This is a genomic window from Hamadaea flava, from assembly GCF_024172085.1.
Classification (GTDB): domain Bacteria; phylum Actinomycetota; class Actinomycetes; order Mycobacteriales; family Micromonosporaceae; genus Hamadaea; species Hamadaea flava.
On the sequence record NZ_JAMZDZ010000001.1, the window covers coordinates 1202786 to 1217651 of the forward strand.

At 70.4% G+C, this 14866-nt stretch carries 17 protein-coding genes and 1 pseudogene; 8 read left to right on the forward strand and 10 right to left on the reverse strand.

Annotated features, from left to right (window positions below; all coding sequences use genetic code 11):
• Position 1: 1 nt before the first annotated feature.
• A complete protein-coding gene (locus HDA40_RS05905) occupies positions 2-661 on the reverse strand; it encodes an RNA polymerase sigma factor (protein WP_253752758.1) in 660 nt (219 codons plus the stop codon).
• 197 nt (positions 662-858) lie between these two features.
• Here HDA40_RS05905 and HDA40_RS05910 point away from each other — a divergent pair, with 197 nt between their 5' ends.
• Both HDA40_RS05910 and HDA40_RS05915 read left to right on the forward strand, forming a co-directional pair.
• Positions 859-1329 carry a helix-turn-helix domain-containing protein gene (locus HDA40_RS05910; RefSeq protein WP_253752760.1) on the forward strand — a complete coding sequence of 157 codons (471 nt, stop codon included), beginning with the start codon at positions 859-861 and terminating at the stop codon, positions 1327-1329.
• Positions 1330-1683: 354 nt separating this feature from the next.
• Positions 1684-2175 (forward strand): hypothetical protein, encoded by a 492-nt coding sequence (locus HDA40_RS05915; RefSeq protein ID WP_253752762.1) that lies wholly within the window; start codon positions 1684-1686, stop codon positions 2173-2175.
• Positions 2176-2349: 174 nt separating this feature from the next.
• Here HDA40_RS05915 and HDA40_RS05920 read toward each other — a convergent pair.
• From HDA40_RS05920 to HDA40_RS05930, 3 genes and pseudogenes are all read right to left on the reverse strand, one after another.
• Positions 2350-4371 (reverse strand): annotated as a pseudogene (locus HDA40_RS05920) (amylo-alpha-1,6-glucosidase); the annotation flags it as partial.
• Positions 4368-4754: an SCP2 sterol-binding domain-containing protein gene (locus tag HDA40_RS05925; protein WP_253752764.1), complete on the reverse strand. Its 387-nt coding sequence runs from the start codon at positions 4752-4754 to the stop codon at positions 4368-4370. The pseudogene HDA40_RS05920 and the gene HDA40_RS05925, both read right to left, overlap by 4 nt.
• A gap of 4 nt (positions 4755-4758) precedes the next feature.
• Positions 4759-6150, reverse strand: coding sequence for a M20/M25/M40 family metallo-hydrolase (locus HDA40_RS05930; RefSeq protein WP_253752767.1), 1392 nt, complete (start codon positions 6148-6150; stop codon positions 4759-4761).
• A gap of 230 nt (positions 6151-6380) precedes the next feature.
• On the opposite strand from HDA40_RS05930, the gene HDA40_RS05935 reads away from it, so the two are divergent.
• Positions 6381-8933: a winged helix-turn-helix domain-containing protein gene (locus HDA40_RS05935; protein WP_253752768.1), complete on the forward strand. Its 2553-nt coding sequence runs from the start codon at positions 6381-6383 to the stop codon at positions 8931-8933.
• Positions 8934-8963: 30 nt separating this feature from the next.
• On the opposite strand, the gene HDA40_RS05940 is transcribed toward HDA40_RS05935, so the two are convergent.
• From HDA40_RS05940 to HDA40_RS05965, 6 genes are all read right to left on the reverse strand, one after another.
• Positions 8964-9188 carry a helix-turn-helix domain-containing protein gene (locus HDA40_RS05940; RefSeq protein ID WP_275978187.1) on the reverse strand — a complete coding sequence of 75 codons (225 nt, stop codon included), beginning with the start codon at positions 9186-9188 and terminating at the stop codon, positions 8964-8966.
• Positions 9185-9793 (reverse strand): hypothetical protein, encoded by a 609-nt coding sequence (locus HDA40_RS05945; RefSeq protein WP_253752770.1) that lies wholly within the window; start codon positions 9791-9793, stop codon positions 9185-9187. Before HDA40_RS05945 ends, HDA40_RS05940 begins: the two co-directional genes overlap by 4 nt.
• A gap of 164 nt (positions 9794-9957) precedes the next feature.
• Positions 9958-10221, reverse strand: a complete 264-nt coding sequence (locus tag HDA40_RS05950) for a hypothetical protein (protein WP_253752772.1) — start codon at positions 10219-10221, stop codon at positions 9958-9960.
• On the reverse strand, positions 10218-10868 hold the full coding sequence (locus tag HDA40_RS42010) for an RNA polymerase sigma factor (protein WP_253752774.1): 651 nt from the start codon (positions 10866-10868) through the stop codon (positions 10218-10220). Before HDA40_RS42010 ends, HDA40_RS05950 begins: the two co-directional genes overlap by 4 nt.
• Complete coding sequence (locus HDA40_RS05960; protein WP_253752776.1) at positions 10865-11074, reverse strand: hypothetical protein; 210 nt, start codon at positions 11072-11074, stop codon at positions 10865-10867. Before HDA40_RS05960 ends, HDA40_RS42010 begins: the two co-directional genes overlap by 4 nt.
• Entirely contained in the window at positions 11071-11352 is a 282-nt protein-coding gene (locus HDA40_RS05965) for a hypothetical protein (RefSeq protein WP_253752778.1), read from the reverse strand. Before HDA40_RS05965 ends, HDA40_RS05960 begins: the two co-directional genes overlap by 4 nt.
• Before the next feature lie 152 nt (positions 11353-11504).
• Between HDA40_RS05965 and HDA40_RS05970 the strand changes: the two genes are divergently transcribed.
• The 5 genes from HDA40_RS05970 (at position 11505) to HDA40_RS05990 (ending at position 14850) form a co-directional block, all read left to right on the forward strand.
• Complete coding sequence (locus HDA40_RS05970; protein ID WP_253752780.1) at positions 11505-12002, forward strand: helix-turn-helix domain-containing protein; 498 nt, start codon at positions 11505-11507, stop codon at positions 12000-12002.
• A gap of 94 nt (positions 12003-12096) precedes the next feature.
• Positions 12097-12594, forward strand: a complete 498-nt coding sequence (locus HDA40_RS05975; protein WP_253752782.1) for a hypothetical protein — start codon at positions 12097-12099, stop codon at positions 12592-12594.
• A 42-nt stretch (positions 12595-12636) separates the two neighbouring features.
• On the forward strand, positions 12637-13497 hold the full coding sequence (locus tag HDA40_RS05980; protein ID WP_253752784.1) for an SPFH domain-containing protein: 861 nt from the start codon (positions 12637-12639) through the stop codon (positions 13495-13497).
• A gap of 126 nt (positions 13498-13623) precedes the next feature.
• Positions 13624-14307 carry a YcnI family copper-binding membrane protein gene (locus tag HDA40_RS05985; RefSeq protein WP_253752786.1) on the forward strand — a complete coding sequence of 228 codons (684 nt, stop codon included), beginning with the start codon at positions 13624-13626 and terminating at the stop codon, positions 14305-14307.
• A gap of 192 nt (positions 14308-14499) precedes the next feature.
• Positions 14500-14850 (forward strand): hypothetical protein, encoded by a 351-nt coding sequence (locus tag HDA40_RS05990; protein ID WP_253752788.1) that lies wholly within the window; start codon positions 14500-14502, stop codon positions 14848-14850.
• Positions 14851-14866: the final 16 nt, after the last annotated feature.

Here is a 14866-nt window from a genome sequence, read left to right on the forward strand (position 1 = left end):
CTCACCTCGCCAGGGCGGTGCGTTCGACGCCGACGCTCAGCCGACGGGCCATGGTCCGGCGGGCGCGCATGTTGAGCGCCTTCACCGCGTCCTCGGTGACGCCCATCCGGACAGCCGCCTCGGGACAGGTCAGCCCGGCGAAGTAGGTCAGGGTGATGGCCTGTCGCTGGGCGGATGACAACTCCTGGACCGCTTGGAGCACGATGGCCGACTCCAAGCGGGTTACGGCGATCTGCTCGATGTCGGCGGAGTCGTCGATCTGACCCATGTCCCGGGTCGCGTCGCTGAGCACCTCCATCCGGAATCGGCCCGACCGGAAGTGGTCGATCGCCCGGTTGCGGGCGATCGTCATCAGCCAGGCCAATGGGGGCGCGCCGCGGTAGTTCAGCCGGCCGATGCCGCGCAACGCCCGTTCCCAGACGTCGCCGGCCAGGTCCTGAGCCAGCTGGACGTGGCCGCAACGCTGCCACAGGTAGCGGAAGACCTCGGCGTTGTAGCGCGCGTACAGCTCGCCGAATGCGCTGAGGTCGCCCTGTTGGGCCCGCTCGATCAGCGACCACGGGTCGCCGTCGGAATCGGGCTGGGCCGCCCGGTCGCGTACGCGGCCGGAACCGGAGGGGTGATCGACGGTGCGGGGTGCGGGGTGACGAATGTTCCGCAAGGTCACCTCGTCACCACCGGGCTCAGAAGAGCGTTCTTGTGTTCACGCACGCATGCATAGTAAAGTCATGCATGCATGGATCATATCCACCGTTCGAGTGATACCAGCCCGGGATAACCCGAAATGTCCTGCACACGTGCAAGAAATACGTCACGCTGTCGTGACGAGCGTCTGACCTGGGGCGTAAGATCTTGCATGTGAGCAAGAAGCGCCGTGACCCGCAGACACCCTTCGGGTGGTACCTCCGGGCCCTTATGGAGGCCCACGGTTTCGCCTCCGACGGCGAATTGGCCGCGGCGACGGGCGTCTCCGCTTCGCTCATCTCTCGTTACCAGTCCGGCGACATCGAGCCGAGCGTGCAGAATCTACGGCGGCTCGCCCCCTATCTCGGGGTCAGCCTGGGCGAGCTGATGGTCGAGGCCACGCTCGCCACCTCCGAGGAACTCGGGATGGTGCCGCGGGCGACGGCGACGACCAAACTGGACGCCAGCCTGGCGGAGGCGCAGCGCCTGCTGTCCGACCCCACGCGGCCGGACTCCGCCAAGGAATACCTGCGTGACACCCTGCGGGGGGCTATCGCGTTCTGGCGTCAGCAGACCGGTCTCAAGGCGCCGGCCGAGCCGAGCGCGGCCGACCGTGCCGCCGGCCGCGGCGTACGCGCCGCCTGACTCTTTGGTTGACAGAGCGTTAGCACGTCGTCGCGCGTACGTGTTCACCCGTTCGGCCCATTAGCACCTGGCCGATCAGAAATCCCGGAATGGAACTTCCACGGACGCCACGCGAGTTCTGCCGGTCACGTCGTCCCTGACGTCATGATTCGACGATTGTCCATGCACGCACGTGCGACGCTGGCTTGCAATGTGGAACTTGCATACGCGGCCAACCGGGTACGGAGGCCCGCCCGAAAGTACGATGTCGCACCGGTCCTCTCGTGACGGACTGTGGCTACTCGATCGCGTGGCGGATGCGAACCTTGGCACGAGGGACCGGACGCATCAGTCACGCCGCCGGGAGGAGCCGCTATGGCGGAGGAGCGTAAGGAGTCTTGGGCCGGCGTCGGGCCGGTCATCATCACCCAGGCCCCGGATGTCTCGGGGCGCAGCAGCACCGACACGATCATGCGGATCGCGTACGGAATGGTCTCGGCCGTGGTCGTCAGCCTGGTCTGGATCATCGCCAGCGCGGTCGATCCCGTGGTCAAAGCCTGGTCGGTGATCATCGGACTGTCCGTGACCGCGGCTCTGCTGGCCGGGCACGCCTTGATGGAAGTGGGCCGGGTGCGACGCGAGATCGTCGTGGCCGAGGCCCGCATGCAGACCGCGGTCGCGGCGGTGGCGCACACCGTCTCGGCCCACGCGAGCCTTGTCGCGCCGCAGCAGCGACGGCCGAACCGTCCCCGGCGCCGGCGCCGGACGGCCCAACGGCGTCCGGACGCCGGCACCCCAGGACAGATCCTCTCCGAGGAGTTCCAGATGTACCTGCAGGGGCGCGATTCCCGCTTCAACGAGCCCTGACCGCGCCCTGAGCACCATCGCGAGCCAGGCTGACTCGGAACCCGAGCCGAACCGCGAGCTAGGCAGAACGACGAGTTGAGATGAGAACCGCCGAGTCGGTCAAGCGGGTCTGTCCGACAGACTCTCCTGACCCTGCTCGGTCCCCAGTTGCCGCCGGGACCTCCGTCCCGGACCGACGTCGATACGGCCCCGGCCGAACGCGTCGATCTGGCCCCAGCGGCCGGGGATGTCGAGCAACGCCAGATGGCCCATGCCGGCCGGTAGCGCCGGATCGACCACCAGATGCTCCCCCAGCGGTTCGAGCCCGAGCATCGTACGCAGGAACAGCAGCGGCGCCCCCGTGGACCACGCCTGCGGGCTGCACGCCGTCGGATATTGCACCGGATAGCGGGTCAGGTCGCGTTCGTATCCGCCGAACGCCTCCGGCAGGCGGCCCTCGAAGTACGTCGCGGCGTCCAGGATGCCCGCCGCGATCCGGGCCGCCTCCCGCTTGAATCCGTACCTGCGCAGGCCCCAGGCGATGAACGAGTTGTCGAACGGCCACACCGTGCCGGTGTGGTAACCGATCGGATTGAACCGCTGGGCGTCCGTGGCCAGGGTGCGGACGCCCCAGCCGGAGAACAGCTGTGGACTCATGAGGTGCCCGGCGATCGCCTTGGCCTTGCCGTTGTCGACGATCCCGCTCCACAACAGGTGCCCGATGTTGGACGACAGCGCGTCCACCTGGGAGCCGTCGGCTTCCACCGCCAGGGCGAAGTACTTGCCCTCGGCCACCCAGTAGTCCCGGTTGAACCGCTTCTTCAGATCCGCCGCGGACTTCTCCAGCCGCTCGGCCAGCGCCGGATCGTTCCACACGGTCCGGGCCAGCCGGGCGCCCCGCACCTTCGCGTCGTACGCGTACCCCTGCAGTTCGCAGGTGGCGCGCGGAAAGCCGGGCAGCCGGCCGTCCTGGTAGGAGATGGAGTCCCAGGAGTCCTTCCAGCACTGGTTCTCCAGGCCGGTCTCCTCGTTGCGCCGCTCGTAGGAGATGTACCCGTTGCCCATCAGGTCGGCGTACTCGTCGATCCAGTCGAGCGCGGCGCGGGCCTGGAACTCCAGCGCCTTCACGAGCTTGGTATCGCCCGTCCACCGCTCGTACTCGTCCAGGAGCACCACGAACAGCGGAGTGGCGTCGGCATTGCCGAAGTACGGGCTGTGCGGCTGTTCCTCGAAGGCGGCCGACTCGCCGTACCGGATCTCATGCAGGATGCGTCCGGGGTCCTCGTCCCGGAAGTCGTCCGTCCGGGTGCCCTGCCGGGCGCCGAGTTCCTTCAGCGTCGTCGCCGCCAGCTCCGGCTCGAACGGCAGCGCCTGAAGACTGGTGAAGATGCTGTCCCGGCCGAACATCGTCATGAACCAGGGCAGCCCGGCCGCGGGCAGGCTGCGCCCGCCCGAGGTGAGCGGGGAGAACCGCAGCGCGGCGAGGTCGGTCAGGCTGCGCTGGTAGATGTCGGCCAGCGGCCGCCAGTCGCATTCCGTCCGCGGCGCCTGCCGGATCCAGTGATCGAGGTCCTTCTCGAGGTCGGGCTTGCTCCGATCGCGGGCCAGCGTCGCCGGATGGCCGCCGGGGCCGACGATGGCCGCCGCCAGGTGCAGATCGGTCGTCCACTGCTCGTGCGGCGCGATGTGCAGGAAGAACGACATCCCGTGGTCGTCCACCACGGCGGGGACGGTACTGGAGATGATGGTCTCCCGGTGGTAGGTGTCGCGTTCGTAGCCGCACACCAGCCGGTCGCCGTCGAGGCGCGTGTAGAGCTTGCCCTTCTTCTCCTGCGCGTTCTTGACGTCGAACAGGTCGGCGAAGTCGCACGCCACGTCCATCCGCACGGCGAGGTCGACCGCCTCGTCCGCGTGGTTGAGCAGGGTCAGCTGCTCGTCGAAGCCGCTCGGCGTCACCGTACGCCGCCGGATGACCGACAGCTTCGCGTCGACGTACACCGTGCCGGTCTCCGGAACCAGGAAGAACCGGGTCTCGAAGTACTGCATGTCGTCGGTCGACAAGGCCTGCAGCCGCTGCCCGTCGACGGTCAGCACCCAGCGCGACAGAAACCGGGTGTCCCAGGCGAACAGCCCGTCCGGCTCGGTCGGGCTCGCCTCGATGTCCCCGCGGTCGTCGCTGACCACGAAGGTGTTCCCGTGCAGGATGCTCACGCTCATGACGCACTCCCGCTCGCCTCGAGCGCGGAGACCCGGGAGGCCGGCGGCCCCGGGAAGATCCGCTGCAGTTGGATGGGCAGCTCGATGTCGCCTTGGATGGCCATCGCGCCGCGCAGCACCGAGGCCATCCCGTTGGCCTCGCCGGTGACGAGGCGGTCGAGCAGGTCTTGCGAGATCTGCACGACGCAGTCCGCCGGAGCCTTGCCCCGGGCCACCGCCACTTCGCCGTCGCCGAACGTGATCAGCCAGTGCCCGGCCGGCTTGCCGGACAGGTCGCCATCGGTGTGGACGTCGATCCGCAGGGCGCCTGAGGCCCCGGCCAGTCGCGGGTCGTGCCCGCGATCGGCCAGCTCCGTGAAGAACTCTTCCGTCGGATTGGTCATGCGGTCATCGTCCGAGGATCCCGACACGCGGGTCTTCGCCCGCCATGGGTGAGACACGCCCACATCGTCGCAGGAACAACGCCTCGACCAGGGCCATATCGGCGATCTCGGCCGGATCCACGCTCTCGTCCGGCTCGTGCCGGCGGGCCAGCGGCTCCTCCACCCCGATCAGGAGGATCTCGGCGTCCGGGAAGTGCTCGGCGAGCCCGACACAGAGCGGGTTGGTGCCGCCCCGGCCCAGCTGGGCGGGTTCCTCGCCGTAGACGTCGCGCAGCGACTCCGTCAGGGCGGCGTACGCGGGGCCGCCGGCGCGCGCCAGGAACGGCGGGACGGCGGACTCGCGGTCGACGCGTACGTGGGCTCCCCAGGGCGCGACCGCGTTCAGGTGGCCGACGAGCGCCTGCGCCGCCTTCACCTCGTCCACATGCGGCGGTACGCGCAAGTCCAGCCGAGCCCGCGCCCACGGCTGGATCATGCCGTGCTCTCCGCGTACGGGATAGTCGATGTCGAGCACGGTGATCGCCGGGCGGGCCCACAGGCTGTCCGCGATCCCGCCGTTCCCCAGCAGCGCCACCCCGTCCAGGACGGCCGCGTCCTCCCGGAACCGGGCCGGTGCGTAGATCGCGCCCGCCCACGAACTCATGTTGTCCAGTCCGAGGACGTTCGTGTTGCCGGCCGCGTCCCGGAAGCTCGCCAGCATGAGCAGCAAGGCCGCCAGCGCGTCCGGCGCGGGTCCACCGTACGGGCCGGCCTCGCGCGGTTCGGTCAGCGTCTCCACCGTCACCGACAGCGCCACGTGGCCGCGCAGGCTCACCGTGACGGCCGGTACGCCCACCGCCAGGTTGCCGGCGTCGCCGATGACGAAGACGTCGGCCGCCAGCAGCGACGCGTACTCCCCCAGCGACCGGGCCAGGCTGCCCGCACTCCGTTCGGCCGAGCCCTCGACGACGACCTTCAGGTTCACCGGCAGCTCGTCGCCCAGTGCCCGGATGGCGGTCAGGTGCATGAGCAGGTTGCCCTTGCAGTCGGACGCGCCGCGGCCGTACCACCGGCCGTCCAGCTCGGTCAGCTCGAACGGCGGCGTCTTCCAGACGTCCTCGTCCGGGGCCGGATGAACGTCGTAATGGGCGTACAACAGGACGGTCGGCGCGTCCGGTCCGGCGTCGGAGCGGTCGGCGTAGACCGTCGGACCGGCCTCCGGCACGGGCAGCAGCCGGACATGCGGGAAACCCGCCCCCCGCAACGTTTCGGCCACCCATTCGGCGGCTCGCACGCACTCGGCGGCGGTACGGTCATCGGCTCCGGCCACCGACCGGATGGCGATGAGCTTGGCCAGGTCATCGTGGGCCGACGACATGAGGTCGTCCACCCGGGCGCGCAACTCGACGGCGTTCACTCGCCAACCTTCGCCGTCCGAACGGGTGCCGGCGTCACCCTCGTCAGGTGAAAAAGGTTGTGCAGTAACCAAGTCGAGCAGGCCCCGGCTGGGACCGGATGCGAAAACGCATGACCGGAGTCGCCCACGAAGACGTTTATTTTGGGCTTATGCTACGAAAGCGCCCAGGCTTGGAGCCCGTCGGACTCTTCCAGCCGGGCGGTTTCGCTCCCGCGGGGGGTCGGGGACACATGACTCACGTCATCGACAACGTGGCGCCAGCCACTGTGGACACTTGGCTGCCGCCCGTCGCGGGCGGTCTGCTCCGGCGGCGGCTGCACGAGGCGTTCGACCAGGGGCGTTCCGGAGATCTGCTCGTGGTCACGGGTCCGGCCGGATCCGGGAAGACCACCGCGCTGGCCATGTGGGCCGCCGACGCCGCCGGGGCCGCGCGGATCGCCTGGGTGAGCCTCGGCCCGCTCGACGGCGATCCGGCCGTCTTCTGGACTTCGCTGACGACGGCCGTCCACCGGGCGACGGGCACCACCGGGCGACCGGAGACGGTCGGCCTGCTCGCCCGCTCGTTGGAGCAGCTGGATGAGCAGCTCATCATCGTCCTCGACAACGGCGAGCATCTGCGCCGGTCCGCCGGCATGGTGTCCGCGCTGCTCAGCCACGACATGCCGCAGGTGCGGGTCATCTTCGCCGCGCGCGAGGCGCCGGCCGCGCAGCTGAGCCGGCTGCGGCTCATCGGCCGGCTCACCGAGGTGGGCCCGGACGACCTGGCGTTCAACCCGCGCGAAGCGGCCCAGTTCTGGTCGCTGCGCCAGCGCACCCTGACCCCGACCGAGGCGACCGCGCTGGTCGACCGCACCGGCGGGCTGGCCGCCGGAGTCTGCGCACCCGACGTCCACACCGCCGGATTCACCGACGTCCTCGCCGACTTCCTGCGGGCCGAGCTGCTCGGCCGCCTCCCGGCCGAGCATCGGGACTTCCTGCTGCGGTGCAGCCTGCTCGACGACCTCGACGCGCGGTCCGCGGAGGCGGTCACCGGCCGCCGCGACGCCGCCCGTCTGCTGGATCACCTGCGCCGCGAACATCATCTGCTGGTACGCCCAGCGGAGGAACCGGAGCGGTTACAGCTGCGGCGGCCCTACGCCGCCTTCCTTCGCGACGAGGCGCGGCTGGTGATCGCCGAGCACCTTCCGGACGTGCACGCCCGAGCCGCCCAGCATTACGCCGAGCGCGACCGGCCCGAGGCCGCCCTGCGGCACGCGGCCGCCTCCGGCCGACCCCAGCTGGCCGCGGAGGTGGGCGTACGCGTCGCCGCACCGCTCGTGCTGGGCACCGCCCGGGAGGTGTTCCTGGGCCTGCCCGCCTGGGTTCCCGCCCGCGACGCGGTCCGTCATCCGGAGACGGCGACGGTCCTTGCGCTGGCGGCGGTCGCCCGGGACGACGAGCACACCGCCGGGGCGTACGCGAGACTCGCCCGCGAGCGCTTCGGCGAGGTCGCCACGGAACGCCGGCTGCCCATGCAGGCCGCGTTGTGCCTCGGCGACCTGCTGCTCGCCCGGCAACGCGAGGACGTCGAGGCGATCGGCCGGACGATGACGACCCTGCTGGAGGTGCTCGACGCCACCGTCCCGGGCCTGGTGCCCGCCGCGGACGGGATGCGCGCGATCGCGGCCGAGTGCCTCGGGTACGCCGCCCTATGGACCGGCGATCTGACGCTCGCTCGGTCCAGCCTGGAGGCCGCTGCCGTCCACAGTGGTCAGCAGGAGCTGACGCTGGCCTCCGGAGCGGCGCTGGGCGGGCTCGCCCTGGTGCACGCACTGCGCGGGGACGTCGGGCAGGCCGCCCAGCTCGCGTACGCCCGCGATCCGGCCGCCTCGGACGTGCCGGAGGCGTACCGCCGGCCGGCCCGGCTGGCGCGCGGCTTGGTGCTGTGGCTGCGGGGGGCGGCGTCGGACGCGCTGACCGTGGTCGGCGCCGAACCGGGCGACCGCGACGACCGGCCGAGCGCGTACGCCACTGGACTCGTCCGAGCCCGGATCCTGCTGACGCTCGGCGACGTGCCGGCTGCGCGCGAGGCGCTGGCCGCGGCCGGACCGGCGACCGGACCGTCCCTTCTGGACGATTGGCGCGCGGTGACCACCGCCGAACTGCACCTGGCGGAGGGCCGCCCGGCGAAGGCGGTGACCGCGGCCGGCTACGCCATGCGCGACGGCCGTACGCCGCTGGACAGTCACGCGTGCATCGTGGCGGCCCGCGCGCATCTGGCCGGGGGTGAGCTGAACGCCGCCTCCCGGATCCTGGAGGCGGTCCACCGGACGAGCGCCACGGCCGGTCCCTGGGCGCAGGTGAACGCGTGGCTCGCGGAGAGCCTGATCGCCGACCGGCTGGGCCATGAAGGAGCGGTCCGGATCGCGATCGGGACCGCACTGGTGATCGCCGACGTCGACGGCCTCGTGGCGCCGTTCGGCGAGGTGGGCGGGGAAGCCCGAGCGCTCCTGGACCGCAACCGCGATCTGGTGGCCGACTATCCCCTGCTGAGCGTCCGCCTGGACGCCGTACGCCCGGTCGCCTCGGTCACCGTGAGCGACCGGCTGCTGGAGGATCTGACGGACCGGGAACTGGCGGTGCTGCGCTACCTGCCGAGCCTGCTCACCGTGCGGGACGTGGCCGCCGAACTGTCTGTCTCGCAGAACACCGTGAAGACCCACGTCCGCAGCATCTACCGCAAGCTGTCCGTCGGCACCCGGCGGGACGCCGTCGGACGGGCGCGCCGCCTCGGGCTCCTGTAGAACCCTAGGCGGCGCGCCCGTCCGAATTGTTCACGGCCAGATCATCCCCATCCCGTCGGCCTCCGCCAACGCCTCGATCTCCGAACGGAGGTACCGGCGTTGTCCGCCCAAAGTCCGGCCGCATTGGAACTTGCCCTTCTGCGCCCAGCGGATCACCGTCGACGGGTCGACCCGGAACAGCCGGGCGACCTCGCCGGTACGCATGAGCGGATGCGCGTGGTGCGGCGTCTGCTCGAGCGTTTCTAGCTCCATCATTCCTCCTCCCCCGCCGGTTCCGGCGGGCCGTCGTTCGGGGCGGTGTCATTCGGGGCGGTGTCGTTCCGGCTTTCGCCGTCCATGGCTTCGCCATTCGAGGCGTCGCCGTTCAGGGCCTGCGCATGCGGGGCTTGTCCGTCCGGCGCTTCTCCGTCCGGTGCCTTTCCGTCCGGAGCTTTGCCGTTCGGCGCTTTTCCGTCCGGCGCTTTTCCGTCCGGTGCTTCTCCGTCCGGGGATCCGCTCGGGGACTTGCCTTGCGAATCGGTCAGGAACGCCGGATCCAGCCCGGGCGGCGGCCCGATCGGATCGCCCGCGCCGCTGCGGAAGGCGTACGCGGCCAGATCCGCGGCCGCCACGTCGGCGGCGGCGATGAGCGAGCGCAACGGGCTCAACTCCGGGCAGATGCTGGTCTCCCGGACCGTCTGCATGTACAGGGGCACCGACGTGTCGAAGATGGCGACCGCGTTGCGGCGGCTGCCGGCAAGCTCCTCACGTTCGGCCTGGCCCCGGTCCTCGAGATGAGGCTCCCGGGGCGGCGGGATCTTCGGCTTCCCCCGGGAAGCCGCCGCCGGCGATCCCGCCGCGCTCTTTCCCGTGCGTTTCACGGGAGACTTGCGTTTCCGGCTTTCCGGTGGAGGTGCGGCTGCGGCGTCGGGAGCGCTCGACCGCACCTCCACCTTGCGTACCGCATTCGGCGGGAGAGCCTTCCGGCGGGCCAGATGGGTCCGCTTGGCCGCGCGCGCCGCGCCGCCGGACCGTCGCGCCCGGCTCATCGCAGCGCCGCCCGGTGCCGTGCGGCTTGCCGCGGGTCACTGACCCGGCGACGATCCGGCCCGTGCGGTACGCCGTCCATGAAATTCGAGCCGGCAAGGTCGTCGTCGACCCCGGCCCAGCGGTTGACGTACGTGTACAACTCTTGAATCTCCCGGCCCCGCACATGGGCCAGGAGGGCGGTGGCGGTCGCGACGATGACGACGATCGCGATGAGCGCCAGGCACAGCTGACCGACGGTCAGCGAGGTCAGCCCGTTCACGGCGTACCTCCGGTGAGCATCGCCGCCAGCTTCACCCGGCCGCGTTTGGTCAGCGCCTGAACCATCGCCGGCGTACGCCCCATCACGGCGGCCGCGTCGACCTCGTCGAGCCCGCAGAAGAACGTCAGCGCGATCGCCTCCTGTTGCGGCGGCGACAATCGGCGTACCGCCGCCAGCAGTTCGCGTCCGTCGTCCTCAGGCCCCCGCAGCTCCCCCAGCTCGACCAGGCCCAGCCGATAGCGGCGGGAATGGAAGTGGCGTACCGCCCGGTCCCGGGCCAGGCCCAGCAACCAGCACAAGGGAGAGTCGGCGGTCGCCCGCAGCCCGCCGATGAGCCGCAGCGCCCGGTCCCAGACCTCCCGCACCAACTGCTGAGCGAGCTTCTCCTCACCACACCAGAGCCAGATGTACTTGTAGACCTCCGTGTTGAAGCGGTCGTAGAACTCGCCGACCGCCTCGACATCGCCCCGCTGGATTCGCACCACGAGCTGCCAGGCTTCGGTCCGGCCCGCCGCCGGCGCGGCCCGGCCCCGCCCCGCGCCGGCGACCACGGGCCGGGGCCGCGGACCACCGTTCGGCCTGCGGTGCCGGGAGTCTCCGCCGATCAGGCGGTAGGACCCCGTGGTGCACCTGACCCAATCACTCACGTTGATTGCCTCTCCTTCGAAGTCTCGGCGGCTTCGCCGTCGGTGAATGCGCGCATCGCCTCACCTCCCGCGCCCAGCGCGATCGCCATGCCGGTGAAGATCAGTGCGGCGGCCCACGGGTCCAGCAGTGTCGTCACGACTGCTACCGCGCAGATCGGCACCATCAACAGCAAGACGAGGAGGTGGCGGCGCAGCGCGCGCCTCACCTGGGTCGGCCCACCGCAACCGTGAAAAGCCGGTCGAACCGGGTGTGCTCGGCGGGCAGGCCGCCGAGCTTGGGTTCGGACTTCATCGCGTGCAGCGCGCTCGCGACGAACTGCCCGCCTGGGATCGAGACGCCGCGCCGGATGCGGTTGAAGCTGCTCTCCGCGATGCCCAGGAATCTGGCCTTCTCGGCGTCGGTACGGAGACCCAGCAGCTCGAAGATCTCGTCGAACGCTTTTCCGTTGTACGCCAGGCGTGGAAGCTTGCTAAATTCGTGCACGCATGCACTATAGAGCCATGCATGCACGACGCCTAGTCGCCCGGATGGGTGACAGCCTTCGAACCATTTGGAGGAGCTCCTCTTTCACGGACGCACGAACGGGGCGCACCGCGCCGACCCGGCGGCCCTTACCGGTCGGTACCATGGGATCCGTGAGTCGCCGCCGGAGAGAGCCGCAGAGTCCCTTCGGGTGGTATCTCCGCCGACTCATGGACAGCAATGGATTTCTGTCGGACGGCGATCTCGAAGCGGCCTCGGGCGTGTCGGCCTCGCTGATCTCGCGCTATCAAGCCGGCGAGATCACCCCGACGCCGGACAACCTGCGCAAGCTCGCCCCCGTTCTCGGCGTACGCCTGGGCGAGTTGATGGTCGAGTCCGGACTGGCCACCCGGGAGGAACTCGGCATGGTCGCGCCGCCCTCCCCGAAGCCTCGCGTCGACCCCGTGCTCGCCGACGCGCAGCGGCACCTCGCCGATCCGCGTCTGCCCGGTGACGTTAAGGACTACCTGCGCGCGACCGTCAAAGGCGCGATAGCGTACTGGCGGCAGCAACTCGACCTGAACAGCGTCCCGCCCGAGCCACCGGCACCGGAGCCGGCGCGGATCGCCGTCGCCGTCCGGCCGAAGCCTTCCGGGGTCGGCCGAAGGTAGCCTCGTCCACGACCTATGCCGCCTGGCCGTGCGCCCGGCGGCTGGTTGTGATACCCCAGTCACGTTGACCGATGAGTCAGTACGGAGGCCGGCCATGGCGGAGAGCGACTCCGAACAGGTGCCGCCGATCGTCGTGCCGCCGTCGCGTACGCCGACCGGCCGCGGTGGCGAGTTGCTGATCCGGGTGGCCATCTGCGCCGCCTCCGGGCTGGTGGTGAGTCTGGTGTGGATCCTGGCCGGGCTCGGCGACGGCCACCTCAAGACGGCCAGCCTCGTGATCGGGCTGTCGGCGGCCGCCGTCCTCGCCCTGGTGGTCGGCTACGTCCGGTTCGAGGTGGCCCGGGTCCGTCGGGAGTTGACCGAGACCGAGACCCGGCTCGTCGCCACCGTGGAGACGGCGTTCGCCGGCCTGCAGGCCCAGCTCCACGCGCCGCAAACGCCTGCTCCCGCGTCCCGCAACGGCAAGCGGTCCCAGCCGGTCCAGCGGGGCCTGCGCAAGCGGGAGAAGGACGTCGACTCGGCGATCGCTAACGATCTGCGCATCTTCCTCCAGGGCCGCGAGTCGGCGTACGAGGACGACGACGGGGTCTGACCAAGCCGCCAAATATCGCGAAAGTTCGATAATGTGCCCGTCATGGGTGAGGACGGCGACGTAGCGACACTCCTGGGGACGGCGCTCTGCGCGCTGGCCGCATTCGTCTTTCTCTGGGTGCTGTTCGGCGGCGTCCGGATCGTCAATCAGGTCGAACGGGGCGTCGTCTTCCGGTTCGGCCGGGCCCGGACCCGCGTACGCCCGCCCGGCCTGGCCGTGGTCCTGCCGTTGGTGGACCGCCTCCGGAAAGTCAACGTGCAGATCGTGACGCTGCCGGTCCCCTCGCAAGAGGGCATCACCCGCGACAACGTCTCCGTCAAGGTCGACGCCGTGGTCTACTTCCGCGTCTCCGATCCCTACAAGGCCCTGATCGAGGTGCAGAGTTACATGATCGCGGTGGAGCTGCTGGCGCAGACGTCGCTGCGATCGATCATCGGCAAGAGCGAGCTGGACGACCTGCTGTCCAACCGGGACGAACTGCACCGGGAGCTGCGGCTGCTGCTCGACGCCCCGACGCAGGACTGGGGCGTGCACGTCGACCGGGTCGAGATCAAGGACGTCCAGCTACCCGAGCAGATGAAACGCGCGATGTCCAAGCAGGCCGAGGCCGAACGGGAACGACGTGCCCGGGTCATCACCGCCGACGGCGAGTTCCGCGCCGCACAGAGCCTCGCCGACGCCTCCACGATCATGGCCGAGACGCCCGGCGCGATGCAGCTGCGCCTGCTGCAGACGGTCGTCGAGGTCGCGGCCGAGAAGAACTCGACGCTGGTCATGCCGTTCCCGGTTGAGCTGCTGCGGTTCTTCGACCGGCTGGCGCAGTCGGAGGCCGACACGGGCCGGGTCGGGCGCGAGCCGCCCATCCCGCCGGAGATCCCCCACTCGCGTCCGGCCAGCGACTGACCCACCCACGACGGATTTCGCGCGAATTCGGACTTCGCCGGGAACCGGACCGGACCTTCCGGCGACCTGCATGGCGCACCCTCGCCCGTTCCTGGGCCGAGGGCACGTCGCATGGGATGAGGTCCGATGAGAAGTCTCTTCAAGCGCGCGCTCGTGACGCTGGCCGTCGCCACGGCCGCGGTCGCCGTCTCGGCGAGCGCAGCGTCCGCGCACGTCACGGTGAACCCGAGCCAGGCGGTGCAGGGCGGCTACACCAAGCTGACCTTCCGGGTGCCGAACGAGAAGGACTCGGCCACGACGACAAAGGTGGAGGTGGTCCTCCCGGTCGAGCAGCCCATCGGGCACATCTCGGTCAAGCCGGTGCCCGGCTGGACGGTGGCCACCGAGAAGACCAAGCTCCCCACGCCGGTGCAGGCGGGCGAGAGCACGATCACCGAGGCGGTCACGAAGATCACCTGGACCGCCGCCGGCGACGCCGCGATCAAGCCCGGCCAGTTCCAGGAGTTCGACGTGTCGGCCGGACCGCTGCCCCAGGCCGACCAGATCGTGTTCAAGGCGCTCCAGACCTACTCCGACGGCGACGTCGTCCGCTGGATCGAGGTCCCGGCGGACGGGAAGGCCGAGCCCGACCACCCGGCCCCGGTCCTCAAGCTCACCGGCAAGACCGCGGCCTCGCCGTCCGCTGCCACGGTCGCCGTCGCTTCTGACGACTCCGCCGGCACCGGCCTCGCCGTCGCGGCCCTGGTCGTAGCCGCCCTGGCCGCGGTCTTCGCCGGGCTCGCCTGGCGCCGCCGGCCCTCGGGAAACTGACGAAGATCGCTGCAGTACGCCTGCCCGCCGCCTGCCGCCCGGCTGAACGCACCACCGGACGGAACGGGCGGCGGGTCATGAAACGGGCGGCTGATTGACCGATCTTTGTGGCTCCCATGAGGTTGACCGGGTCGTTCCTTGAGATTTCGCGGCCAGCTTCGACGGCTCACCGATCGCGAGGAGGCGAAGAACATGGTGAAGCTCTCGAAGAAGATGATGGTGACGCTGGGAGCGTCGGGCGTACTGGCGCTCGGCATCGCGACCCCGGTCGCCGCGTGGGCGGCCGACGGATCCCCCAAGCCGACCGGCTCGGCGTCGTCGTCGAGCCAGTCCGGCAAGCCGAAGCCCGCGGAGCACGGCAAGTCCGGTGTGGACCGCACTGCGAAGCTCAAGGAGCGGCTCGACGCCGCCGTGAAGGCCGGCAAGCTGACCCAGGCCGAGGCCGACGCCGTCCTCAAGGCGGGCAAGCTCGGCCTGCTCGGCGGCGGCCCCGGCCGCCACGGCACCCCGCCGTCCGGCACCCCGTCCACCCCCGCCAAGTAAGGACCTACCCACCCTC